The sequence below is a fragment of the Thalassospira sp. HF15 genome, from assembly GCF_011806525.1.
Lineage (GTDB): Bacteria > Pseudomonadota > Alphaproteobacteria > Rhodospirillales > Thalassospiraceae > Thalassospira.
This window is the reverse complement of sequence record NZ_JAAVKI010000008.1, coordinates 197,634-221,773: the sequence shown is the minus strand read 5'-3', so window position 1 is coordinate 221,773 and position 24,140 is coordinate 197,634. Positions and strand designations below refer to the sequence as shown.

Here is a 24,140-nt window from a genome sequence, read left to right as displayed (position 1 = left end):
CATTTGACGCATGATCCCCGGACAAAGGCCTGAAACGAAGGCGTCCACGGGTTTCATCATCCAAATGATCTTCCTTTCGCTTTTTGATCGCCAACTCCGCACCCCCACGTTACGATCTAGCAATAAAACTAGCAGATATCCCCACCAAAAGCGATTGTTTTTAAAGTTTTACACCATGATCTATTGCGAAAGCCTTAAGACGTGACCGCAGTGATCTGGTTGGATTATCCATTATCGTCAGAATATATCGCTCGACTTCAGACTTGCACATACTTCTGACCATTTCCTTTACAGGGCCGACAGAAGCTGGCGCCATCGACAAACGCTTGATTCCCAAACCGATAAGGGCCATCGCTTCGAGCGGCCGCCCCGCCATTTCGCCACAAATGGTAAGGCGTACGTTCCGTCCGTCACACAATGTCACCAATTGACGCATAAATGCAAACACGCTTGGCGACAAGGTATCATACCGGCCTTCAATACGCGGGTTCCCGCGATCCGCAGCAAACATGAACTGCAAAAGGTCATTGGTACCGACCGACAGGAAATCAACCCGGTCAAGCAGCGCCGGAGCCTGCCAGATCAGGGCAGGCACTTCAAGCATCGCCCCAACTTCGACCTTGCGCGGGACAAACCCGCGCGCGGCTTCACGTTTCAGCTGTTCATCAAGAACCGCCTTGGCCATGTCGAACTCGGCAACTTCGGCAATCATCGGGAACATGATGTACAAATCACGATCATGTCCGGCCCGGATCAGCGCACGAAGCTGATGAACCAGCACCGCCGGACGATCCAGCGTGATCCTAATCGATCGCCAGCCCATTGCCGGGTTCTCTTCTGTCATATCCTCCCAATAAGGCAGCAGTTTGTCACCGCCGACATCAAGAGTTCTGAACACCACCGGCCTGCCTTCGGCCTGCTCGAAAATGCGGTCATAAAGCCGGGTCTGGTCGGTAATATCGGGCATGGCAGAGCGCACCATGAACGGAATTTCCGTCCGGTACAGGCCAATGCCGTCCGCACCGCTTTCAATTACATGCGGCACATCAATCAGAAGTCCGGCATTCACATTCAGCGAAATATCTGCCCCGTCCGTCGTGCGGGCGGGCATATCACGCATCTGTGCGTAAAGGGCTTTTCGCTCGGCACGGGCGCGCAATGCGCCATCAATGACCGACCGGACATCCTCACTCGGGCGGACGAAAAGCTGGCTGTTATCTGAATCCACAATCAGTGGATCACCGGCCTCGACCTTATCAAGGACACCTTTGACCCCGCCCAGCACAGGAATATCAAGCGCACGCGCGACGATTGCCACGTGTGAAGTGTGCGATCCCTCTTCAAGAGCGAGGCCGCGCAAACGGGTATGGTCGTAATCAAGAAGCTCTGCCGGACCGATATTGCGCGCGACCAGAATGATGTCGTCAGGCAAATCACCAAAGGCCGGTGACTGATACTGCCCGGAAAGGTGCTGCAGCAACCGGTTGGCGAGATCCTCAAGATCATGCAGGCGTTCACGCAGATAGGGATCGGTCACCTGCGCCATGCGCGCACGGGTATCATCATGGACCTTCTGAACCGCTGCCTCGGCCGTAAGGCCGGTATGGACGGCTTCGGTGATCCGGTTAAGCCATCCGGTATCCTGGGCAATCATCCGGTAGGCTTCCAGGATATCCCCCGGATCATCACCTTCATTCATGCCATCAATGCCCGAAACGGCTTCAAGCATTTTATCCAGATGGTTTTGCAGGCCATGCATGGCCTCGCGCAGGCGCGAAAGCTCTTCTTCCGGATCGTCAGACACCATACGGTCAATGACGATGCGCGGCTCATGCAAAACAGCAAGGCCCTTGCCAATACCCGGTGCCAGACGTGCACCGCCCAGACGCAGTGGCAACAGCGCAATACCATCCGCCGGGATCAGTTCTTCGCGGCTGACGAGTTCACCAGCAGCCACCATCTCAGCCAATACCATGGCGACGTTTTCAAGCGCTTCCTGCTCATCCTCGGAATACTGGCGCTCGGTCCGGTTCTGCACTGCGAGCACACCAATGATGCGGCCGCCGCGCAGGATCGGCACACCGATCATGGAATGATAGATTTCCTCACCCGTTTCCGGGCGATAGGCAAAGTTCGGATGGCTTTGCGCGTCCTTTAGGTTCAAGGGCCGCGCATGTGCTGCAACAAAACCCACAATCCCCTCGCCGACGCGAAGACGGGTCAGGTGAACCGCCTCTTTGGACAGACCGCAGGTCGCAAACAGTTCAAGCACCTCGCCCGCACGCATGACATAGACCGAGCACACCTCTGCCACCATATCGGCAGCAATGATGGTCACGATCTGGCCAAGTCGTTCTTCGGCAGTCCCCGGTCCAGCCATGACGTCGCGGACGCGCTTTAAAAGGCGTCGCGGACCAGAGACTGCGGCGGACGGAATGCTCATGTGACTTAGCTGTCTCTCTTAACGAGGGATTGAACGGCCTGTTCGACCAACTCTTCGAGAATTTCGGAAACCGGTTGTTCTTTCTTTACCATACCAACCGACTGCCCGGCCATAACCGATCCGCTTTCGACGTCCCCGTCGATCACGGCACGGCGCAGCGCACCGGCCCAGAAATGCTCGATTTCAAGCTGGGCTTCGCCCTGATCAAGTTCGCCTGCGCGGAACTTCTCAATCACGGCACGCTGGGTATCGCGGAACTCTTCGGTACCCTTGTTGGCAAGGGCACGCACCGGAATAACCGGGAAGCGATCATCAAGCTGCACAGTGGTGACGGCATCGCGTGCACTTGCACGGATAAACGCCTTTTTGAAATCCGGATGGGCAATGCATTCTTCGGCGCAAACAAGACGTGTACCAATCTGAACACCCGATGCACCCTGTTCCAACAGACCGGTAATCGCTTCGCCGCGGCCAATACCGCCAGCGCAGAAGACAGGGATATCGGAAACATTCGGCAGGATTTCCTGCGCCAGAACCGTCAGAGAAACCGGACCGATATGACCACCGGCTTCGCTGCCTTCGATCACCAGTGCATCGGCACCCGAACGCGCCAGTTTCTTGGCAAGAACCAGTGCCGGGGCAAAGCAGACGACCTTGGCAAATTCCTTGGCCTTTTTGATCGAGGCGGATGACGGCAGACCACCGGCCAGAACCACATGACCAACGCTCTGTTCGCGACAGACGTCAATCAGCTCATCAAGCTGCGGGTGCATGGTGATCAGGTTGACGCCAAACGGCTTGCTGGTCATTTCCTTGGTGGCGGCGATTTCTGCCGACAGCAGATCCGGGGTCATCGACCCGCAGGCAATTACACCAAAACCACCCGCATTCGAGACCGCCGAAACAAGGTGACGCTCAGAAACCCAGGACATGGCGCCAGCCATGATGGCGTAATCGGTGCCGAGGAATTCCTTGCCAGATGCCCACAAATTTTCGAGGCGCGCCCGTGCGGCGTCAATTTTCGGATCACTCATATTGTCTGTACCCCAAAGCAGAAACGCAGGGAACCTGTGGTTCCCTGCCATTTCATCACAAAGGCCGAAACACATTGTTCCAGCTAGTATGTAGTATTACAGGTAATTTAACAGCGACTTAATCGTATAGGACAAGCCACACTGTTGAGTTTATTCAGCATCCAAACCGTATGCCGTGTGCAGGGCACGAACGGCAAGTTCGGTATATTCTTCGGCGATCAGCACGCTGACCTTGATTTCCGAAGTCGAGATGACCTGAATGTTGATGCCCTTCTCTGCAAGGGTTTCGAACATCTTGCGGGCAACACCCACGTGGGATCGCATGCCCACACCAATGATCGAGACCTTGGTGACATCAGAAGTGCTGAGCAGTTCCTGATAGGCGATCTGCTCTTTGTTCTTTTCGATCACCTGAAGCGCACGCTGGAATTCACCCCGCGGAACGGTAAAGGTCATGTCCGTACTTTTGCCGTCTTCAGACACATTCTGCACGATCATGTCGACATTGATATTCGCATCAGCCAGCGGGCTGAAGATTGAAGCGGCGATGCCAGGCTTGTCCGCAACTTTTACCAAGGTAATCTTGGCTTCATCACGGCTATAGGCAATTCCGCTGACGACTTCCTGTTCCACGATCTCGTCCTCGTCTACAACAAGTGTTCCTTCTGCTTCGCTAAAGGTAGAGCGGACCTGCACCCGGACGCGATGGTTCATCGCCATCTCGACAGAACGGGTTTGCAGAACCTTCGCACCCAGCGAAGCGAGTTCCAGCATTTCTTCGTAGGTAATTTTTTCGATCTTCTGCGCCTTGGGCACGATGCGCGGATCGGTGGTGTAAACACCTTCAACATCAGTGTAGATGTCACAACGATCCGCATTGAGTGCCGCAGCAAGGGCCACCGCTGACGTGTCCGAGCCACCACGACCAAGCGTGGTGATACGGTTATCAGGGGCGATCCCCTGGAAACCGGCAACACAAACGACTTCGCCACCATTCATGCGCTTGTCGAGTTCTGTGGTATCGATTTCCTGAATACGGGCCTTGGCATGCGCGCCATCGGTCTTGATCGGGATTTGCCATCCCAGCCACGAACGTGCAGGCACATCCATGCTCTGCAGCGCCATGGACAGCAAACCGACAGTCACCTGTTCACCCGACGATACGATCACGTCATATTCACGTGCATCATACATCGGCGAAACTTCCTGCGCCCAGCCAACCAGCTCGTTGGTCTTGCCCGACATGGCAGACACGACAACAGCAACCTGATTGCCTGCATCAACCTCGGATTTCACCCGGCGCGCGACATTTTTGATTTTATCAACATCGGCGACCGACGTGCCGCCAAATTTCATGACAATACGGGCCATGAAGTATCCCCGCTATGCTCGCCGTCCATCGGCTGTCCGAACGTGACGGCATGTGATCCGGTCCCGTCTCAGGAAAGCATGCCATACATACAGCGCTTCCCCTGATCCAAGCGGCGTAATCAATACTGCCATAATCCCTGCGAAACAAGCGTCAAGGATGCCGATAAATTGCGTCAGAGCATTTTTTTTGACCTGAAAATGTCCCAAGCCCCCCAATCACAGCAAATTGCATCGCATATCCTGCGAAAACTACCAAATATCCCTGAGAATCTTCAGTGATCTTGCCAACGCGTGATAACCGCCAAATGAAACCCGAAAATATGGTGTTTGGTGTCATTTGGCAGCGGAGTATTGCCTTGGCGTTCGCGCGCGCGTAAACAGGGCATCACACTGCAACGTTGTTTTACGCCTTCGGAGCCACACCATGTCGGAAGCATCCGCACCAACCAGCCGCACCGCCAATGCTGATGAGATCGCACGTTTTTCTGCGATGTCAGAAAAGTGGTGGGACCCGAACGGTGTGATGAAGCCGCTGCACAAGTTCAATCCGGTGCGCCTGCAAATTCTGCGCGACAATATCTGTGCGCATCTTGGCCGCGACCCGCAAACCATCGAACCGCTAAAAGGCATCGAAATCATCGATATCGGCTGTGGCGCTGGTCTGTTGTCCGAGCCGCTTGCGCGCATGGGGGCAAAAATGACCTCGATCGATGCTTCCGAAAGCAATATCGAAGTCGCCAAAATCCATGCGGCCCAGTCGGGCCTAGAAATCGATTATCGCTGCGCGACGCCCGAAATGCTGGCCGATGAAGGCAAGCAGTTTGACATCGTTCTGAACATGGAAGTTATCGAGCATGTCGATGACCCGCAGTTCTTCATGCAGGCTTGCGCATCGGTTCTCAAACCCGGTGGCTTGATGTTTGTCGCAACCCTGAACCGCACCATCAAATCACTGGCACTGGCCAAGATTGGCGCTGAATACATCCTGCGTTGGCTGCCCGCAGGCACCCATGACTGGCGCAAGTTCGTCAAACCGTCGGAAATGTCGGGATATCTGCGCGGTGCAGGTCTTGAACTCTGCGACATCACCGGTGTCGCATATAACCCGATCAACGATACCTGGTCGCCCGCCCCGCGTGATCTTGATGTGAATTATATGGTGATCGCCCAGAAACCGGAATAATCGCCCAAAAGGAGGGAAACCGGCGCACTGCCCTGTTTCTTATCCCGCAACGATCCGGTTACGTCCATAATCCTTGGCCTTGTACATGGCTTGATCTGCTTCATTGATCAAATCATCAAGCAGTGCATGCTCTGTCCCTTGGCGGTGAAGCATGCCGATGCTGATGGTGGTACAGATATCAGCGGCATTCGGAACAGCAACACGAAGGGCTGCGACTTTGTCGCAGATGGTCTTTCCAAGACGCTCTGCGTCGGCACTTGATATATCAGATGCCAGAACCGCGAATTCTTCCCCACCCAAACGCGCCACCAGATCATCAGACCGCACATTATTCCGGATGACCTGGGCGACTTCGACCAGAAGACTGTCGCCAATCGCGTGACCGTGGGTGTCATTGATCTGCTTAAAGCGATCAAGGTCCATGACCAGAACAGCAAAAGTGCCCTTTCTCGCAGCGGCATTATCAATACGTCTCTGGCCCAGCTCCATGAACGCACCACGCATTAACACCCCTGTCAGGAAATCATGCTTGGCAGCATGTTCAAGCCGCCCAAGAAGATCTGATCGCACCTGATCAATGGATGCCACGGTCAAGGGACCAATCACCAGCATTGCAATGCCAATACGTGTCGACATGATGCTGAACATCGGGTCTGCCCCTTCTGGCAAGGACATCAAGAGATCATGCTCCAGATTCACCATCACCAGAACCGACATCACGATCATCAAAAATGAAATCTGATTAAAGCGATAAGAAAGCGCACACCACAAAAGGGCTGGAACCGGAAACACGATCGCGCCCGGGCCGCCAACCAGATCAGCCATAAGAATGCTGGCCAATAACGCCACCGCGGGCAGCAGGTGCCAAGATGCTTTCCAGTTATCCCTAAAGGCTGCAAACGCCTTTTGAAAACCGTCAACAATCACGGGCGCGCGGGCAACTGTCATGGTAAACGGCAAGATCACGACATAGCTGGCAAATTCCGTGACCACCCAATATATCGCAGTTCGCACCGGATCCGGATCGGCGAGAATTAGCCCATAGATCAGGGCAAAACACCCGGCACTCAGGGCCGCTGCCGCCGCTCCAAGGCCCAGATGCAGGCTGAACGGGCGCTGGGGGGTGTGATGCTTACGGGGAAAATGCCTTAGCACCAAAACAGCGGCTGCCACGCCAGCCATGTTGGTTAAAGCGAGCGATACTGCTGTCGCAAGGTCATTACCTGTCAAAAGGTCGGCTAAAACATACCCGCCAAGCGCCATCATCCAGCCGACGGGGTTGTTCACAACCGGCAAACGAAGAAGCAGCGCAACAAACACAGAATTGGCTGGCCACAGAACCGCCAGCATCCCTTCCGGGCGGGTCAGAATACCTAAAAGCGACATTGCAAAGACCAATGCGCCAACACAAAGAAACAAAAGCAAATGGCGCAAAGGGCTAATACCACCCGAAGTCAGTAAGCTAGACGGCACATTTTTATCCTTGCTGGCACAACCAAACAAACGGCTATTAGACGATGCCCCGCCCACTGCCAATCTTAAATCGAAGGCCGGAAAATACCGCAGTTTACCATGGCCATCGCAAAAAGTTTATCTGAACCATTTCGTCTATAACGGTCGTCGCAAGAAGAAATGGCTCCCAAAAAAAACCACACTCAGCCTCGATGAGCCCGCATTTCAGTTTGCAGAGATGGAAAATTCAGACAGCCGGACAGACTAGTTCTTTTTGGTCTCGTCATCCCAAGGCAGTGCCATGACATCGATGCCTTCATCAACCAGTTCTGCGGTTTCCTTGACCGAAGCCTGACCATAAATGCCGCGCTTTTCGGTTTCGCCGTAATGAATTTTGCGCGCTTCTTCGGCAAACTTGTTGCCGACATTCTCGCAATTGCTTTCAACCTGTTTGCGAATTTCGGCAATTGCGGCCTGAGTTGCTTCGGCAATTGCCTTTTGCTGCTGCTTTTCGGCGGCGACTTCTTTTTGGCGCGACGTGCGCAGACGCGGCGCCATCAGCGCCTTGCCAACATTTGAAGTACCACAAACCGGGCAGGACAAATCACCGCTCTCGGCCTGCGCCTCATAGGTTGCGCCGTCCTTGAACCAGCCTTCAAATTCGTGATCGTGTTCGCATTTAAGCTGAAATAGAATCATGATGATATGTCGAGATTCCGAATCAATCGCCTGACGAAAAGAAAATCAGATACAGATTATATGGCCTGTCCCGGCGCATATCGCCAGCCACAGGCGTCACACTCAATAACCAAGATTTACAAAAATGTCATCCCAATTGCCATCAAACTGGATCACGCAGCACAGTCCGATGCCCAAGCCCAACCGTAATCAGGCACTTGATCTAGCCTGCGGCAAAGGGCGGCACAGCTTTTGGCTTGCCGATCAGGGTTGGCAGGTAACGGCAATTGATCGTGATCTTTCGCGAACAGATACCGAAACCAACCACGCAGTTAACTGGAACGAAGCAGACCTTGAAACCGGCGACTGGCCATTTGGCAGTCAGCAGTTCGATCTGATCGTTGTCGTCAATTACCTTCACCGGCCCCTGTTTCCATATCTTCTTGATGCGGTGCGGCCGGGCGGCATCCTGATCTATGAAACGTTCATGATCGGGAACGAGGCGTTTGGTCGCCCGCGATCACCTGATTTCCTGCTCCGTCGTGATGAACTGGCAGATACATTTTCCGACTGGCACATCCTTGCCCACCGACAAGGCCCGATCCACTCAACAAATGGCGATGAAATTACCGCAGTAAAACAATCTCTTGTCGCACAGAAACCCTCATAAAGCTGACCGCACAGCTGGGTAAAAGCGATTGCAACAAATCCGTAACATATTGTTTTTGCAAAAAGAAACACAACTTTCACAATTAAAGCGTGTCGTTTCTGGCATTTTCCCAGTTGCCGTTTCAGGCAAAGGCACTTTGAGAGAGAAAAGCCATGAGCGATAAATACGAAATCATCGAAGATAGCGACGATATCCCGTCCAACCCGACCAACAATCCGCGCATCGACGATCTGATCAATGCGCGCCTTTCCCGCCGCGGCTTTTTCAAAGGCCTGATGGCGACCTCGGCTGTTGTGGGTGCCGGCATTGCGACCAGAGGCGTTGCCAAGGCAGAATCCGCCTCAACCCTGACCTTCAAGTCGATCCCGCAGAAAATCACCGAGACCCATGCTGTTGCCGACGGCTATGACGCCAGCGTGCTGATCCGTTGGGGCGACAAGGTTGTCGCCGACGCACCGGCATTTGTCCCCGGTCAGGTCGACGCCGCCGCTCAGAACAAACAGTTCGGCTATAACAACGACTTTGTGGCCTTTATGCCGCTGCCGGTCGGATCGAAAAATTCCGATCACGGCCTGCTTTGCGTCAGTCACGAATACACCAATGCCGAACTGATGTGGCCGGGCCTTGAAGACGGCATGGGTGCCAGCAAGGAACAGGCCCTGCACGAAATTGCAGCCCATGGTCATTCGGTCATTGAAATCAAAAAGTCCGGCAATGCTTGGAATGTTGCTGACGGCTCCAAGTATGCCCGTCGCATTTCCCCGATTGATACCGAAATGCAGATTACCGGCCCGGTGGCTGGTCATGACCGCCTTAAAACCAACACCGACCCGACCGGAACGCGCGTGATCGGTACACTCAATAACTGTGCCGGTGGCAAAACCCCGTGGGGCACGGTCCTGATCGCCGAAGAAAACTTCAATGGCTACTTTGGCGGCGACATTGCCAAAACCAGCGAAGAACGCAATTACAAGCGTTTGGGGATCAGCAAGGACAGCTGGTATTCTTGGGTGAAGTATTTCGACCGCTTCAACGTCGAAAAGGACCCGAACGAGCCGAACAAATTCGGCTGGATGGTCGAAATCGATCCTTACGATCCGACCTCAATGCCGAAAAAGCGCACCGCCCTTGGCCGCTTCAAGCATGAAGGTGCAACCGTCATCCTGAACAAGGACAACTCGGTTGTTGCCTATTCAGGTGATGATCAGCGCTTTGACTATCTCTACAAATTCATTGCCGCGAACAAATACAATCCGAACGACCGCGCAGCAAACATGGATCTTCTGGAAAACGGCACGCTGTATGTCGCCAAATTCCATGATGACGGCAGCCTGGAATGGATGCCGTTGATCTTTGGCGAAGGCCCGCTGACTGCTGAAAACGACTTCCATAGTCAGGCTGATGTTCTGATCGAGACCCGCCGTGCGGCCGACCTTCTGGGTGCAACCCAGATGGACCGTCCGGAAGACGTTGAACCGAACCCGGTCAATGGCAAGGTCTATGTCATGCTGACCAACAACTCCAAGCGTAAGGAAGGCAACGCACCGAACCCGCGCGCAGCCAACCCGCATGGTCACGTGCTTGAACTCACCCCGCCGGGTGGGCGCGGCAAGGATGCTGATCACACTGCAAGCCGCTTTAACTGGGACATCATGATTGCCGGTGGCAACCCGGCCGTTGCCGATGACAAGGCGGTTTACCACCCGGCAGCTGAAAGCTGGGTTTCCTGCCCGGACAATATGGCAATCGACCATCGTGGCCGGCTGTGGATTTCCACCGATGGCGCACCGAAGTCCGACATTCCTGATGGCATGCATGCCACCGATGTTGATGGTCCGGGTCGAGCTCTGACCAAGTTCTTCTTTGCTTGCCCGGTTGGCGCGGAAATGTGTGGTCCGGAATTCACCCCGGATGGAACAACACTGTTCCTTGCCGTTCAGCACCCGGCAGATGGTTCGACCTTTGATACGCCAAGCACACGCTGGCCGGACTTCCAGGCCGCATTGCCGCCACGTCCGTCAATCGTGGCTGTCACCAAAAATGATGGCGGTGAGATCGCGGGCTAATCCCCTGCCACCGTCCTGAAATGCAAAACGCACCGGTAAAGTTGCCGGTGCGTTTTTGTCTCATCTGGCCTTACGCCAGATCGATCACTTAATCGGAGCGGCCATATCATAGGTGCCATCATTATCGGAAATTGCCATCCAGCTCTTATCCGATGCCGATTTGCTTTCAAGGCCATTCCAGTTACCGTCGGCCTTGTTGATATTGCCTGAAATATCCTCATTCCAGAAACCGACCACAGCTGGTGTGATGTTCAGGTAAAGCTGCCCCTCGACAATCCGCCACAGGTTCGGGTTGGCAGGCACCTTGCCGCCCTTGGCAACGCCATAGGCACAATGGCCATCAAAGGCCGGCGCATATTTCGCCGGATCGGCCAGGAACATGTCGCGGTTTTCCTCGGATGCAAAAGCCCAGGTGGCACCATTATATTCCGCTGTGATGTCTGCGCGGCCCGGAACAGCGTGGGGCTGCATCATGCCGACATCCTTTTGCGGCAAATTGAAATAGGCCACAGCATCATAACCACTGATCGCAAAGCCGGTTTCATCGACATATTGCTCGCCCGCAAAGGCCGCACCCGACAGACCAAAAATTACTGCCGAACTGATCAAAAACTTTTTGAACATCATCGCTGTTTCTCCGGTTGAAAATCCCTGATGAACCGAGTTTGCCCGTAAGCATGTTCAAAGCGAAATGACGTTGCGACACTGTTTCGTGAGATCGCGTGAGAATATTCAAACGCGCTGCAGGATACCTATATCAATCAACGAGAATTGCCTCTTGACCTGAACCATAGTTGAGGAATTACCAAGGATGGAAATCAGAGGACAAACGCATCCAGAATAAGGAAAAGCCATGACTACTGCATTTCTCGAACATGTGAACTTTACGGTCGCCGACCCTGCGAAAACCGCCGAAAACCTGCATAACTGGTTTGGCTGGCACACGCGCTGGCACGGGGAAGCCATTCACGGCGGGCTGTCCTACCATGTCGGCAATGACACAAGTTATGTCGCGATCTATTCCCATGGCACGCCAAAGGATACAAAGGAAAACTCCTATGAGACCATCGGAGGCCTGAACCATCTCGGCATAGTTGTTGATGACCTTGACGCGACCGAGGCAAAGATCAAGGCAGACGGCATCGAGACCTTTAACCATGCTGATTACGAACCCGGTCGCCGGTTCTATTTCCGGGATGAAAACGGCATCGAATTCGAAGTTGTCAGTTACAGCTGACCACTTCGATCATAGCCATACTTCAAGCCACCCTTAACAGGGCTGATAGTCCCGGTCATTGCCAAGTGACGGCACCATTCGGCGGATTTCATCAACCCGTTCCAGATCAATCTCGGCGGTGATGAACCCCGGATCGGTGCCGCCATCAGCCAGAACCTGCCCCCATGGATCAATGATCAGGGAATGACCAAATGTCTGACGATCCCCGGGGTGATCCCCGCATTGGGCAGCGGCAATCACAAAGCAGCCGTTTTCAATCGCGCGTGCCTTTAACAGGGTATGCCAGTGCGCCTGCCCGGTTGTGCGGGTAAAGGCCGCCGGGATACTCAGGATTTTCGCACCCGCCTTGGCATAGTCACGAAACAGATGCGGGAACCGCACGTCATAGCAGATCGAAATCCCGACCTTGCCGAATTCGGTCTCCGTCACCCGGGCAGCATTGCCGGGACGGAATGTTTTGCTTTCGCGGTAACTTTCACCGTTGGCCAGATCGACATCAAACATGTGGATCTTGTCATAGGACTTGATGACTTTGCCATCCGGGCCAATCACGAAGCACCGGTTCGCCACACGATCCTCGCCCGGCACTTTGACATGCAGCGATCCGACAATCAGGGTCGACTTCAGTTCTTCGGCCAGATCACAAAAGAAAACCAGACCGGGATGCTCATCCTCGGGAAAGGCGGCGGCACGGACATTTTCACCACCAAAAGACATCATGGATACGTTTTCAGGAAAGGCGATCAACCTGGCCCCAGCCGCATGGGCATCACGGGCGTACGTTGCCGCACGCGCAAGGTTATCAGACATCACGTCACGTGAATTGACCTGCACGCAAGCCGCAATGAAACGGGTCATGACCAAGGCTCCTTTTTATCTTTATCGTTATCCGGTTTCATGATGCGGCGCAGACCCATTTCGGGCAATAGACAATTGGGATAGCGCGCCCTGTGACCCGGCTCAAACGTGCCGGTTTTCCTTTGGTTTTGACCGAAATGACACGCGGTCAGGATTCAGACTTTTCAAAGTTAAAATTAGTGTATACAGTATTCCGTACACCTAACGAGGATCGAAGATGGAACCTCTTTCCGGCCGAAAAAGTCTGACTGACGAAGTGCATGACCGCCTGGTTGATGCCTTGTGTTCCGGTGCACTCCCTCCCGGGACACCTTTGCGTCAGGAAGCTCTTGCCGAGGAACTCAATGTCTCGCGGCAACCAGTGTTGCAAGCTCTGGGGTTGCTGCGTCGTGACGGACTGGTCGAACCCATGGGGCGGCGTGGCTATCGCGTTGCGCCGGTCGACGGCAAGCTGGTCCGTCACGTTTATGACCTGCGAGAAGCATTTGACGGGCTTGCCGCCCGTCTTGCTGCAGAAACCAAGGCATCGGACCGGGAATCGGCTTTGCGGGCTGCTATTTTACAGGGACACCACGCTCTGGGCAGCGGCGACACCGCAGAACTTGTTGCAGCCGACGTCGCATTCCATCAAACGATCTACCGTTTGTCGGGCAATCCCCTGTTGCCCGAAGCATCAGCCGCAGTCTGGCTTCAGATCAGGCGCGTGATGCATGCCTACCTGCAGATCGGGTACCCCCGTAATCCGATCTGGACCGAACATCAGGCCATCGCCGATGCAATCTGTGTCGGCGATGGTCCTCTTGCGGAAAAACTGGCCCGCGATCACGGACGCAACGCCCGGGAACGTCTGGTTTCACGCATGGAACAGCCTAACTGAACACCCCTCGCTGCCACCAACAGCATCCCCCTCGCACCACCAATCCCAACCGACGCCCCATAAATCTGCCGCTGACCTGCCCCTGTCGGCAAAGGCAGAACCATATAAAAACGACACGTTTCCTGTCTGGGAGGAACGCCTATGAACCTTGATACAAAGCTGCGCAAACGCGCGGATGCTGGCAACCCTGTCCGGGTAGGCATCATTGGCGCTGGTAAGTTCGGATCGATGTTTTTAAGTCAGGCGGGGCACCATCCTGGCTATCACGTTCTGGGCATTGCCGATCTCAGCATTGATCGCGCCAAGGCCGCCTTGCGCCGTGTCGGCTGGTCGGATGATCAGTTCGCGGCCATGGACAGTGCATCGGCTTATCGTGACGGCACCACGTGGCTTACCGAGGATGCCGATGCCCTGATTGCCGCCGATGGACTTGAAGTCGTTATCGACGCCACCGGCAGTCCCGCGGCGGGAATTCGTTTTGCCCTTAAGGCCATCGAACATGGTCGTCACATCGTCATGGTCAATGTCGAGGCCGATGTCCTTGCTGGGCCACTGCTTGCCAAACGGGCAGAGGCCGCAGGCCTTGTCTATTCCATGGCCTATGGCGATCAGCCTGCCCTGATTTCGGAAATGGTGGATTGGGCGCGTGCGATTGGTTTGCCGGTAACCTGTGCAGGCAAGGGAACCAAATACCTTCCGATCTATCATCATGTTACCCCTGATGACGTCTGGCATCATTATGGTCTAACACCCGAACAAGCCCAGGCGGGCGGTATGAACCCGCAAATTTTCAATAGCTTCCTGGATGGCACCAAATCGGCCATCGAAATGGCGGCTGTGTCGAATGCCTGTGATCTTGTGCCGCAAGATTGCGGGCTTCAATTCCCGGCTTGCGGGGTGGATGATTTGCCGCGCCTGCTGTGTCCGCGCGAAAGTGGCGGTATCCTTGACCGCAAAGGCACGGTCGAGGTGGTTTCAAGCCTTGAACGCGACACCCGTCCGGTCTTTCGCGATCTGCGCTGGGGCGTTTATGTAACGTTCGAAGCCCCCAGCGATTATGTCGCCCGCTGCTTTAACGAATATGGCCTTCTGACCGATCCAAGCGGGCAATATTCCACCATGTACAAACCCTATCACCTGATCGGGTTGGAGCTTGGCATTTCGGTTGCCTCCGCCGCCCTTCGCGGTGAGGCGACAGGTACATCGCGCGCATGGTCTGGCGATGCGGTCGCCACCGCCAAGCGGGATCTTAAACCCGGCGAGATGCTGGATGGTGAAGGTGGCTACACGGTTTATGGCAAACTGATGCCTGCACAGGCGTCAAAATCCCGCAATGCCCTGCCAATCGGGCTTGCCCACCATCTGAAAGTCAAACGTTCCGTCGCGATGGATCAAACCCTGACCTGGGATGATGTTGAATTTGATATCAAGGATCCCGCAATTGCGTTCCGCAAGGAAATGGAAGCCGCTTTCGGCTGATACCTTAATCATCAGACCAAAGAAAAACCCCGGCCAGATTTGCCGGGGTTTTGTATGACTATTGCCATTAATCAGCCAAGGGACGATCAGGCAGAGAGCTTGCTTTCAAGCTTGTCAGCAGCTTCGAGCGCCATCAGCTCGTCGCAGCCACCAATATGTTCGTCATTGATGAAGATCTGCGGCACGGTGTGTTTACCGTTGGCGCGATCCATCATTTCCTTTTTGCGGCGCGGTTCCATCATCACGTCGATGAGCTGGTATTTCGCACCCTTTTCTTCAAGCAGCTTGCGGGCACGCTTGCAATACGGGCACCATTCGGTGGCATATACTTCAACTTTTGCCATGAGGCAGTCATCCTTTCTTTGGCAACCGATCATCGCTAATGCCCCGGACTATCGGGTCTCATGCGTCTGATACGGTGCGGAATTTCAGTCAGATGACGGCTATATAACAGAAATCTTGCAGCGCGTCATCGCACGACACGTGCAACCGTGATCACAGATACGTGCATGGCGCCTGATCGCTTCAACGCCCGGACACAGGCATTGGCCGTCGCCCCGGTGGTCAGAACATCATCAATCAGCACGACACGCGCCCCGGCAAGGCTGCATTTCTGTGCGCGAACATCGTCGACAACAAATGCCCCACCGACCTCACGTTTGCGCGAAGACGGACCAAGTCCGCCAAGACTTCGTGTATTGCGTGCACGCCTCAGAACCAAACCATCCCACGGCAACCCCGTCATGCCAAATAGCTTTGCCGCCAAAAGCCCCGACTGGTTATAGCGCCGCTTTAGCAACCTTTGGCGATGCAACGGCACCGGCACGATCAGATCGGCTTGATCCCAAACGGCCCTGCCCGCCTGATAGACCCAGCGCGCAAGAAGCGGCGTCAAATCGCCGCGGTCCGCATGCTTGAAGCGCAAAAGATATTCGCGACTGTGATCATCATAAACCAATGCGGCCCGTGCCAAATCAAAGGCAGGCTTCTTTTGCAGGCAGGTCGCGCACAGCATCTGCCCGGCATCACTGCCAATCGAAGTGTCGTCAGTCAGCTCAAACGGATAGCCGCAACAGGCACATTGCGGGGCAGTGATAAACCGCAAACCCGCCCAACAATCAGCACAGACCGCATGGGTAGTATCGGTGATCTCGCCACAGCCCCCACAGCGCGGCGGCAAAATGGCGTTGATGCCCAAGGTTGCAACAGTGCGAGCCCATTCGATCATCTGCGATGCTATCCCATCACTTCAACAAAGAGCCAGCATAGCACACGCGGGGATTGAATTAGCCAAAATCCAATAACGGATTTGAACGCAAGGTTTCCGCCGCCATATCGATAAAGGCGCGAACCTTCGCCGGGGCATTGCGGCCTTCGGGATGAACCAGGTGGATCGGCACCGGATCAGGAGCATAATCCGCCAGCACCGGCACCAAGCGACCATCTGCAATGAAGGGTGCTGCCTGATAGGACAGCATTCTTAAAATACCCCAACCATCAAGGGCCGCGTTACGCGCCGCCTCAATCGAATTGGTTTGCCACCGGGCATCTGGGGAAAGATTGATTTTGCGTCCGTTATCCGGTGATTTGAAACGCCAATCCAGCCGTGCGGACGAGCCGGTGGTGGCAATAATACGATGCGCACCAAGCTCGGCTGGTGTTTCTGGCATTCCAAACCTGGCGAAATAATCCGGCGATGCGCAAACGGTCTGACCAACCTGGCCGACTCGCACGGCACTGAGTGATGAATCAGCCAGATCACCAATACGCACGGCAAGGTCAATGCCCTCCTCGACGATATTGACGATGCGATCAAACAGCAAAAGGCGTGCGCGCATGTCGGGATATTCATTGAGATATTTGCCGACAATAGGCGCCACATGCATCTGCCCGAACTGAACCGGGGCCGTGATGGTCAGCATCCCGCTTGGCCTGGCATAGGCTCCGCCAGCCGCCGCCTCGACCTCTTTGAGGTCCGAGAGCAACCGTTTGCAATCTGCCAGATAACGAACCCCGGCATCGGTCAAGGTCACCGAGCGTGTTGTCCGCACCAACAGGCGCGCGCCGATGATCTCTTCAAGCTGGGCAATGGTGCGTGTCACCGCCGCCGGGCTGATATTAAGGTTTCGCGCAGCAGCCGCGAAACCCTGTTCCTCGGCAACACGCACAAAGATATTCATCGCATTGAAACGGTCCATTTGCGTGGCCCTGTTTTCGATTAATTATTACAATAATCGGAATAATAAATTGTGTATTTCGATTATTCCATAATTTTATCGAAACAGCCATCATCGTGTCAGTTCCCGCATACCAAGGAAAGCTGACATGAAACTTTATCACCATCCGATTTCCGGCCATGCCCACCGCGCCCGCCTTTTTCTGGGGCTTTTGGGTCTTGAACATGAACTGGTCGAAGTCGACCTGACCAAGGGCGCGCACAAATCGCCCGAGTTCCTGAAACTGAATGCCTTCGGACAGGTTCCTGTTTTGCAGGATGGCGATACTGTCATCACGGATTCCAACGCCATCATGGTCTATCTTGCCAAGAAGACCGGCGCGACCAAATGGCTTCCCGAAGATGCCGAAGGTGCTGCCCGTGTTCAGCGCTGGCTTTCGATTGCCGCCGGTCAAATCGCCTTTGGCCCGGCTGCGGCACGCCTGATCACGCTATTTGGTGCGCCGTTTGATGCAGATGAAGTCATTTCACGCGCCCATGCAGTCCTTGGCAATATCGAAGACCATCTGAAAACCAATAGCTGGCTGGCGGCAGACCATCCGACTATTGCCGATGTCGCGCTGTATAGCTATGTCGCCCGCGCGCCCGAGGGTAAAGTTGACTTGGCCGCATATGGCAAGGTGCGCGACTGGCTGAAACGTATCGAAGAGCTTCCGGGCTTTGTACCCTTCATGCACGCACCGGAAGAGATGCTGGCATCTGCCTGATCACCTTCCGACAATCACGCCATCAACCACCTTGCGCCCGAACACAAAGCTGATCCAAATGCCTGATCATTTTGATACGACAGATCCTCGCGCTACCTCCAAAATGCCAGAACGTGCCCCGTCGCCCTGGCATGCCGGGGAAGTGCGGCTTCAGGAAATCCTGGGGGTTGATGCCCGTATGGAAGAGGTCGGGCGCAAGGTGCTGCGCGATCACATCATCGAACAACATCGCCTGTTTTACCCGCAATTGCCTTTTGCCGTGCTGGGCACGGTCGATGGTGATGGCAATCCGTGGGCAACCCTTCGCGCCAGCGGTCCGGGCTTCCTGTTTGCGTCTGATCCCTATCACTTGGCAGTAACTCTACCGCGTGATGGAACCGATCCGGCGGATCAGGGGATGAAGGATGGCGATGCCATCGGCCTTTTGGGCATCGAGCTGCATACGCGACGCAGAAACCGTCTGAACGGGACAATTTCCCGCCAGAACGAGACATCCTTTGCCATCAAGGTCGGACACAGTTTTGGCAATTGCCCGAAATACATCCATCCCCGTGCCCTTGCATTCGCCACAGACACAGAACTTGGTAACGCCCTAGATGCAAAAGACGCCATGCAGTCAGGTGCGGCATTAACCGATGAAGTACGGGACTTCATTGCGCGCAGCGATACGTTCTTTATCGCGTCCTATGTTGATAACGCCGCCCCGGATCGTGGTCGTGAAGTCGACGTTTCCCATCGCGGCGGCCCGCCCGGCTTTGTTACAATTGACGATGATGATGCGTTGATTATTCCCGATTATGCTGGCAACCGTTTTTTCAACACGCTGGGTAATCTTCTGATCAATCCGCTGGCAGGTCTGGTGTTTGTTGATTTTGCCAATGGCGACATGTTGCAAATCACCGGCACAGCGGAGATTATTCTAGGCGGCGCCATGGTGTCGCAGTTCATCGGCGCCGAACGCCTGATCTCATTCGTACCGTCACGCTGGGTACTCCGTCGCGCGGCATTCCCGATGCGCATGACGGGAAAGGACGAAGGTTGATTGCGCCAACCGCCAAGAGGCTCTATCTAGGTCGTAATATCTGAAACGACTTTTGCCGGAGCTTCCCGCCCCATGGCCGATCCGATCACCGTCTTTGATCGAGACATCCTGAAACTGCGCCGCGACCGTGCGGCGATCAAGGCGCAGGACTTTAACTTTCTGTTTGCCGAAACGGCCGAACGCCTTGCCGATCGCCTTGACGACACCACACGCAAGTTCCCGCTGGCGGTTGATCTTGGCTGCCACAGTGGCGAGCTTGGCCAGATCATTGGCACACGTGGCGGTATTGAAACGCTGTATCAGAGCGACATTTCGCGCGGCTATGCCATGGCCGCGCGCGCCAATAACAGCAAGGGCACTCTGGTCGCAGACGAGGAATTCCTGCCCTTTGCCGAAGGATCGCTTGACCTGATCCTTTCCAACCTGTCGCTTCACTGGGTCAATGACCTGCCCGGCATGCTGCTTCAGGCGCGCCGCGCGCTCAAACCTGATGGACTTTTTTTGGCCTGCTTGCTGGGTGGTGAGACGCTGAAGGATTTGCGCGAAGCCCTTATGACAGCCGAGGCCGAAGAAGAAGGCGGCGTTTCACCCCGCGTTTCGCCGTTTGTCGATGTGAAGGATGCCGGGGCGCTTCTGCAACGCAGTGGCTTTGCCCTGCCGGTTGTCGATGCCGATGATATCTATATCGACTACTCCGACGCGCTTAAACTGATGCGTGATCTGTCGGGGATGGGCGAAAGCAACCTGATTGCCAAGCGGTCCAAAAAGTTCACCAAACGCAGCACCCTTGCCCGCGCAGCCGCGATCTATCACGAACGCCATGCCCGTTCTGATGGCCGCATCCATGCCAAGTTTCAGGTGATCTATCTGACCGCCTGGGCACCGGATGAAAGCCAGCCCAAACCGCTGCGCCGTGGATCAGGTCAGGTCAGTCTGGTTGATTTTTTGGGTGATGACGCGAAAAAGCAGTAGTGCCGGATCAAGCTGGTATCACTTCCCCGCTTCGACCATCTCACGGATCTTGGTCGCCTTTTCAAAATGATCAAGCTGGTGGGTTTTGATCCACCAGCTTGCGGCCTCCATCAATGTTTCCGGATCATCATTGCGATTGGCGAAAAACGCATAGAATGACAGGCCGACATCTGGCCCCTTCTGCGCGATTTTCTTGTCACACACAGCAATGATTTTCTCGCGCAGGCTTTGACGCATGATGGCTCCGTTTTAGGGTTTGGGCTTCCAGGGGTTGATGTATGGCCTGTTTGCCGCGAAATTGGCAGTCTGATAGCGCCCATCACATGACAGTTTCTGTCAGGACAGATTAGCGAAAGGCCCCAGATGCATCTTCCAAACCCGCTTATCCACGGTAAGCTGATCAAGCGTTACAAACGGTTTCTGGCCGATGTCGAGCTTGATAGTGGTGAAGTGATCACCGCCCATTGTGCCAATCCGGGCGGGATGATCGGGCTTAAGGAGCCGGGGATTGATGTCTGGTTGTCGCAATCGGATAATCCGAAACGCAAACTGAAATACAGCTGGGAACTTTGCCAGATCGGAGATGCATGGATCGGCATCAATACCGCCCACCCAAACGCGATTGTCGAAGAGGCGATCCTCGCTGGCAAGGTGCCCGAACTTGCGGGCTATGAAAACCTGAAACGCGAAGTCAAATACGGCAAGAATTCGCGGATCGACATTTTGCTGTCCGATCCGAATAAGGGCCTTTGTTATGTCGAGGTGAAAAACGTCCACCTCAAACGGGATGACGAGGTTCCGGGTTTGGCGGAGTTCCCTGATGCGGTCACCGCACGCGGCGCAAAGCATCTGGACGAAATGGCCGACATGGTTGCCGAAGGCCACCGGGCGGTGATGTTTTATCTGATCCAGCGCACCGATTGTGATCGTTTCACACTCGCCACCGACATCGATCCGCATTACGGCGAACGGTTCAAGGCCGCACGCACAAACGGGGTCGAAGCCATTGCCTATGACTGTTCGATTGATACCAGTGCGGTAACGGTGCGGTCATCCTTGCCGATTGTCGGGTTATAGGATGGCAGTCCCAAAGCCCGCGCATATCAGCCAATCCTTGCCAATTATGGCGTCTGGCTTTATGTCATTGGGCTAACAGATCGACATCAATACAGCCGAGTTTAAGGAGATTTTCGGGTGGCGAACGGAACAGTCAAAATTCACGGCCCCGAAGCATTTGAAGGCATGCGCGCCGCTGGCAAGCTGGCAGCAGAAGTGCTTGATATGATTACCCCGCATGTGGTTCCGGGTGTCACGACGGGCGAATTGGATCGCCTGTGTGATGAATATATCCGCGACCACAATGCGATTTCGGCCTGCCTTGGCTATCGCGGTTTTCCGAAATCCACCTGCACATCGATCAACCATGTGGTCTGCCACGGCATCCCCGGCGACAAGAAACTGGCCAATGGTGACATCATGAATATCGATGTCACCGTCATTCTTGATGGTTGGTACGGCGATACATCACGTATGTATGTTGCGGGCACGCCGAAAGTCATGGCGCAGCGTCTTGTTGATGTGACCTATGAGTCGCTCTGGCGCGGGATCAATGCCGTCAAACCGGGCGCGACCCTTGGCGATATCGGCCATGCCATCCAGTCCTATGCGGAAAGCGAGCGTTTTTCGGTGGTGCGTGATTTCTGTGGTCATGGTCTGGGGCAGGTGTTCCACGATGCCCCGAATGTCTTGCATTACGGCAAGCCGGGCGAAGGTCTTGTTCTGGAACCGGGCATGATCTTTACGATTGAGCCAATGATCAACCAGGGCACCTATGCGTGTAAAATTTTGCCCGATGGCTGGACAGCGGTGACACGAGACCGCAAACTGTCTGCACAGTTTGAACATTCGCTCGGCGTGACGGAAGACGGGTTTGAAGTGTTTACCCGATCCCCCGCCGGTCTGGAAAAGCCGCCCTACGATCTTGGCAAAGCCGCCGAGTAACGGGCACGCAACAAGGGGAAGCAGATTTGAGCGAAAAACAAGATCGCAAAGCTGCTTCCAATCCTGTCCAACAGGCATCATCGGAAATTGATGACGGCACGCGGGTTTTTTTTGATCAGGCCCGCACCGCGCATGTGTCAGACGCAAACACTGCGTCAATCAGTGACGCGCCCCAATCTCCAAAACCCAAATCCGCAAAGCCGCATTATCACGGCCATCGCCAACGGTTACGTGATCGCTTCATCAAGGGTGGCGCGACTGCCCTTGCCGATTACGAATTGCTTGAACTGATGCTGTGCATGGCGATGCCGCGCGGTGATGTGAAACCACTGGCGAAATCGTTGATCGCGCAATTTGGCAGTTTTGCCAATGTTCTGGCTGCCCGCCCCGAAGACCTTAAAACCGCCAAAGGCCTTGGCGAAGCCGGTATTGCCGCGATCAAAATTGCCGAGGCAAGTGCCCTGCATCTGTCACGGGAACGGGCCATGGAATTGCCCGTCATTGCCAGTTGGGAACAGCTGATAGATTATTGCCGGGCGCGGATCGGACATCTCAAAAACGAGGAACTGCACCTGCTGTTTCTGGACCGCAAGAACCGGCTGATTGCCGATGAATGCCATCAGCGCGGCACGGTCGACCACACGCCGGTCTATCCGCGCGAAGTCATCAAGCGTGCGCTGGAACTGCATGCCTCGGCACTCATTTTGGTCCATAATCATCCCAGCGGCGATGCCACCCCGTCAAAGGGTGACATCGACATGACCCGCAAGATCGTTGAGGCGGCCAAGGCGATGGAAATCATCGTTCATGATCACATCATCATCAGCCGCGCCGGATACAATTCATTCAAGACACTGGGCCTGATTTAACCCGTTGACCTCAGAAATTGTAAACCAGCACCAGACCGGCACTCAGCACATAATCATCCTCGATGATCGAACTGTCTGTATATTCATCGGGCAGGAAACGCACACCGCTGGTCCCGACCACGGCAAACTGTTCGGTCACCGGATAGGTCACGCTGAAATCAAGGTGCGGGATAAAGGCCGCATCCGGGGCATAGAACCCACGATCACTGCGTACTTCGCTTCGGCGCACGCCGACATTGTAATCAACCAGTTCTTCGCTTTGCCAGGTAACACCGCCGCCGAAATTAAAGCGGAATCTTTCATAATTGGTCGGCAGGTAATAAGCGACATCGACCTCATGCCCGCCATAGGCGTCGTTAAGATCGGTTAGATAGTTCGCGCGAAGTTCGCCGCGCCACAAACGCAACAATCCCCCAACACCAGCCTCAAACGCCATGTCGCGATCTTCAAGCCCGTTGAGATAACTTGAGTCATCAGGATCAAACGGTTCCATCCGGACGTTGCCAAGGATTGAGACGCTGGCAAACTCGTTCTTGAAGACTTTGGCATCAATCCCATCAAGGCCGATATGAAGGCGTTCAGCATCATAGGCCAACGCCGGAAGTGCACTGAGATCGGCACTGTCTGCGCCGCGATACGGGTTGCTGCTCACCCGACCAAGTGCACCGATCTGCCAGTTACCGCCCAACCAGGGTTTAAGCGCGTCTTCAGTTTGCGGATTGACCTGCTCGCGGATGATCTCCCTTTGTCCCGGATTTGCGGTCTGGGCATGTGCGTTGCCGCCAAGCATGATGATGATGGCCGCTGTACAAATGCCAAGTCCGCCCAGCACCATCACGTCGCCCAAACGGCGCGACCAAAAATGCGATACCATAATGTCTAAACATCCCTATTGAGTGGTTGATGTCGTGACATTGCCCGAACCCTCCAAAGAAAGCGTCCGGCTTTATAGGCTTGTACGTATA

General features: G+C 54.8%; 24 protein-coding genes. 12 read left to right on the top strand and 12 right to left on the bottom strand.

The features are described 5' to 3' along the window. Nucleotides 1-160 precede the first annotated feature (160 nt). The 3 genes from ptsP to HED22_RS17885 all read right to left on the bottom strand — a co-directional run bounded on the left by ptsP (nucleotide 161) and on the right by HED22_RS17885 (nucleotide 4,848). On the bottom strand, nucleotides 161-2,443 hold the full coding sequence (gene ptsP / locus HED22_RS17895) for a phosphoenolpyruvate--protein phosphotransferase (RefSeq protein WP_167724801.1): 2,283 nt from the start codon (nucleotides 2,441-2,443) through the stop codon (nucleotides 161-163). Between the two features lie 5 nt (nucleotides 2,444-2,448). Beyond that, nucleotides 2,449-3,477 (bottom strand): nitronate monooxygenase family protein, encoded by a 1,029-nt coding sequence (locus tag HED22_RS17890; protein WP_167724799.1) that lies wholly within the window; start codon nucleotides 3,475-3,477, stop codon nucleotides 2,449-2,451. A gap of 150 nt (nucleotides 3,478-3,627) precedes the next feature. Beyond that, nucleotides 3,628-4,848 carry an aspartate kinase gene (locus tag HED22_RS17885; RefSeq protein WP_167724797.1) on the bottom strand — a complete coding sequence of 407 codons (1,221 nt, stop codon included), beginning with the start codon at nucleotides 4,846-4,848 and terminating at the stop codon, nucleotides 3,628-3,630. Between the two features lie 424 nt (nucleotides 4,849-5,272). Here HED22_RS17885 and ubiG point away from each other — a divergent pair, with 424 nt between their 5' ends. Continuing rightward, nucleotides 5,273-6,031: a bifunctional 2-polyprenyl-6-hydroxyphenol methylase/3-demethylubiquinol 3-O-methyltransferase UbiG gene (gene ubiG / locus HED22_RS17880; protein ID WP_167724794.1), complete on the top strand. Its 759-nt coding sequence runs from the start codon at nucleotides 5,273-5,275 to the stop codon at nucleotides 6,029-6,031. Between the two features lie 39 nt (nucleotides 6,032-6,070). Here the strand turns inward: ubiG and HED22_RS17875 are convergent, their stop codons facing one another. Beyond that, complete coding sequence (locus HED22_RS17875; RefSeq protein ID WP_167724792.1) at nucleotides 6,071-7,417, bottom strand: GGDEF domain-containing protein; 1,347 nt, start codon at nucleotides 7,415-7,417, stop codon at nucleotides 6,071-6,073. Between the two features lie 330 nt (nucleotides 7,418-7,747). Further along, nucleotides 7,748-8,182, bottom strand: a complete 435-nt coding sequence (locus tag HED22_RS17870; RefSeq protein ID WP_167724790.1) for a DUF1178 family protein — start codon at nucleotides 8,180-8,182, stop codon at nucleotides 7,748-7,750. 124 nt (nucleotides 8,183-8,306) lie between these two features. On the opposite strand from HED22_RS17870, the gene HED22_RS17865 reads away from it, so the two are divergent. Further along, nucleotides 8,307-8,831 carry a bifunctional 2-polyprenyl-6-hydroxyphenol methylase/3-demethylubiquinol 3-O-methyltransferase UbiG gene (locus tag HED22_RS17865; protein WP_167724789.1) on the top strand — a complete coding sequence of 175 codons (525 nt, stop codon included), beginning with the start codon at nucleotides 8,307-8,309 and terminating at the stop codon, nucleotides 8,829-8,831. Between the two features lie 152 nt (nucleotides 8,832-8,983). Next, nucleotides 8,984-10,897: a PhoX family phosphatase gene (locus tag HED22_RS17860; RefSeq protein ID WP_167724787.1), complete on the top strand. Its 1,914-nt coding sequence runs from the start codon at nucleotides 8,984-8,986 to the stop codon at nucleotides 10,895-10,897. An 84-nt stretch (nucleotides 10,898-10,981) separates the two neighbouring features. On the opposite strand, the gene HED22_RS17855 is transcribed toward HED22_RS17860, so the two are convergent. Continuing rightward, nucleotides 10,982-11,524, bottom strand: a complete 543-nt coding sequence (locus HED22_RS17855; protein ID WP_167724785.1) for a YHS domain-containing (seleno)protein — start codon at nucleotides 11,522-11,524, stop codon at nucleotides 10,982-10,984. A 226-nt stretch (nucleotides 11,525-11,750) separates the two neighbouring features. Here HED22_RS17855 and HED22_RS17850 point away from each other — a divergent pair, with 226 nt between their 5' ends. After that, nucleotides 11,751-12,134: a VOC family protein gene (locus HED22_RS17850; RefSeq protein ID WP_167724784.1), complete on the top strand. Its 384-nt coding sequence runs from the start codon at nucleotides 11,751-11,753 to the stop codon at nucleotides 12,132-12,134. 33 nt (nucleotides 12,135-12,167) lie between these two features. Here HED22_RS17850 and HED22_RS17845 read toward each other — a convergent pair whose 3' ends face one another. After that, nucleotides 12,168-12,992 carry a carbon-nitrogen hydrolase family protein gene (locus HED22_RS17845; protein WP_167724782.1) on the bottom strand — a complete coding sequence of 275 codons (825 nt, stop codon included), beginning with the start codon at nucleotides 12,990-12,992 and terminating at the stop codon, nucleotides 12,168-12,170. Between the two features lie 217 nt (nucleotides 12,993-13,209). Here HED22_RS17845 and HED22_RS17840 point away from each other — a divergent pair, with 217 nt between their 5' ends. After that, nucleotides 13,210-13,869 (top strand): GntR family transcriptional regulator, encoded by a 660-nt coding sequence (locus HED22_RS17840; protein ID WP_167724780.1) that lies wholly within the window; start codon nucleotides 13,210-13,212, stop codon nucleotides 13,867-13,869. 141 nt (nucleotides 13,870-14,010) lie between these two features. Next, complete coding sequence (locus tag HED22_RS17835) at nucleotides 14,011-15,348, top strand: NAD(P)H-dependent oxidoreductase (RefSeq protein ID WP_167724778.1); 1,338 nt, start codon at nucleotides 14,011-14,013, stop codon at nucleotides 15,346-15,348. 86 nt (nucleotides 15,349-15,434) lie between these two features. Here the strand turns inward: HED22_RS17835 and grxC are convergent, their stop codons facing one another. From grxC to HED22_RS17820, 3 genes are all read right to left on the bottom strand, one after another. Beyond that, complete coding sequence (gene grxC / locus HED22_RS17830) at nucleotides 15,435-15,692, bottom strand: glutaredoxin 3 (RefSeq protein WP_167724776.1); 258 nt, start codon at nucleotides 15,690-15,692, stop codon at nucleotides 15,435-15,437. 125 nt (nucleotides 15,693-15,817) lie between these two features. Continuing rightward, nucleotides 15,818-16,576, bottom strand: a complete 759-nt coding sequence (locus HED22_RS17825) for a ComF family protein (protein ID WP_167724774.1) — start codon at nucleotides 16,574-16,576, stop codon at nucleotides 15,818-15,820. 58 nt (nucleotides 16,577-16,634) lie between these two features. Continuing rightward, nucleotides 16,635-17,546 (bottom strand): LysR family transcriptional regulator, encoded by a 912-nt coding sequence (locus HED22_RS17820; protein WP_167724773.1) that lies wholly within the window; start codon nucleotides 17,544-17,546, stop codon nucleotides 16,635-16,637. A gap of 127 nt (nucleotides 17,547-17,673) precedes the next feature. Here HED22_RS17820 and HED22_RS17815 point away from each other — a divergent pair, with 127 nt between their 5' ends. The 3 genes from HED22_RS17815 (at nucleotide 17,674) to HED22_RS17805 (ending at nucleotide 20,305) form a co-directional block, all read left to right on the top strand. Further along, the gene (locus HED22_RS17815; protein ID WP_167724771.1) at nucleotides 17,674-18,291 is read left to right on the top strand and encodes a glutathione S-transferase family protein; all 618 of its coding nucleotides are present in this window, start codon (nucleotides 17,674-17,676) and stop codon (nucleotides 18,289-18,291) included. 103 nt (nucleotides 18,292-18,394) lie between these two features. Next, on the top strand, nucleotides 18,395-19,333 hold the full coding sequence (locus HED22_RS17810) for a pyridoxamine 5'-phosphate oxidase family protein (protein WP_167724769.1): 939 nt from the start codon (nucleotides 18,395-18,397) through the stop codon (nucleotides 19,331-19,333). A gap of 72 nt (nucleotides 19,334-19,405) precedes the next feature. Continuing rightward, complete coding sequence (locus HED22_RS17805; RefSeq protein ID WP_167724767.1) at nucleotides 19,406-20,305, top strand: methyltransferase domain-containing protein; 900 nt, start codon at nucleotides 19,406-19,408, stop codon at nucleotides 20,303-20,305. 18 nt (nucleotides 20,306-20,323) lie between these two features. Here HED22_RS17805 and HED22_RS17800 read toward each other — a convergent pair whose 3' ends face one another. Then, the gene (locus HED22_RS17800; RefSeq protein ID WP_167724764.1) at nucleotides 20,324-20,542 is read right to left on the bottom strand and encodes a DUF6500 family protein; all 219 of its coding nucleotides are present in this window, start codon (nucleotides 20,540-20,542) and stop codon (nucleotides 20,324-20,326) included. A 126-nt stretch (nucleotides 20,543-20,668) separates the two neighbouring features. Here HED22_RS17800 and sfsA point away from each other — a divergent pair, with 126 nt between their 5' ends. The 3 genes from sfsA (at nucleotide 20,669) to radC (ending at nucleotide 23,175) form a co-directional block, all read left to right on the top strand. Beyond that, nucleotides 20,669-21,382 carry a DNA/RNA nuclease SfsA gene (sfsA, locus tag HED22_RS17795; RefSeq protein ID WP_167724763.1) on the top strand — a complete coding sequence of 238 codons (714 nt, stop codon included), beginning with the start codon at nucleotides 20,669-20,671 and terminating at the stop codon, nucleotides 21,380-21,382. 117 nt (nucleotides 21,383-21,499) lie between these two features. Further along, nucleotides 21,500-22,306: a type I methionyl aminopeptidase gene (gene map, locus HED22_RS17790; RefSeq protein WP_167724761.1), complete on the top strand. Its 807-nt coding sequence runs from the start codon at nucleotides 21,500-21,502 to the stop codon at nucleotides 22,304-22,306. Nucleotides 22,307-22,332: 26 nt separating this feature from the next. Next, complete coding sequence (gene radC, locus HED22_RS17785) at nucleotides 22,333-23,175, top strand: DNA repair protein RadC (protein ID WP_175581301.1); 843 nt, start codon at nucleotides 22,333-22,335, stop codon at nucleotides 23,173-23,175. A gap of 10 nt (nucleotides 23,176-23,185) precedes the next feature. Here radC and HED22_RS17780 read toward each other — a convergent pair whose 3' ends face one another. Then, on the bottom strand, nucleotides 23,186-24,049 hold the full coding sequence (locus tag HED22_RS17780; RefSeq protein WP_254870265.1) for a MipA/OmpV family protein: 864 nt from the start codon (nucleotides 24,047-24,049) through the stop codon (nucleotides 23,186-23,188). Nucleotides 24,050-24,140 lie beyond the last annotated feature (91 nt).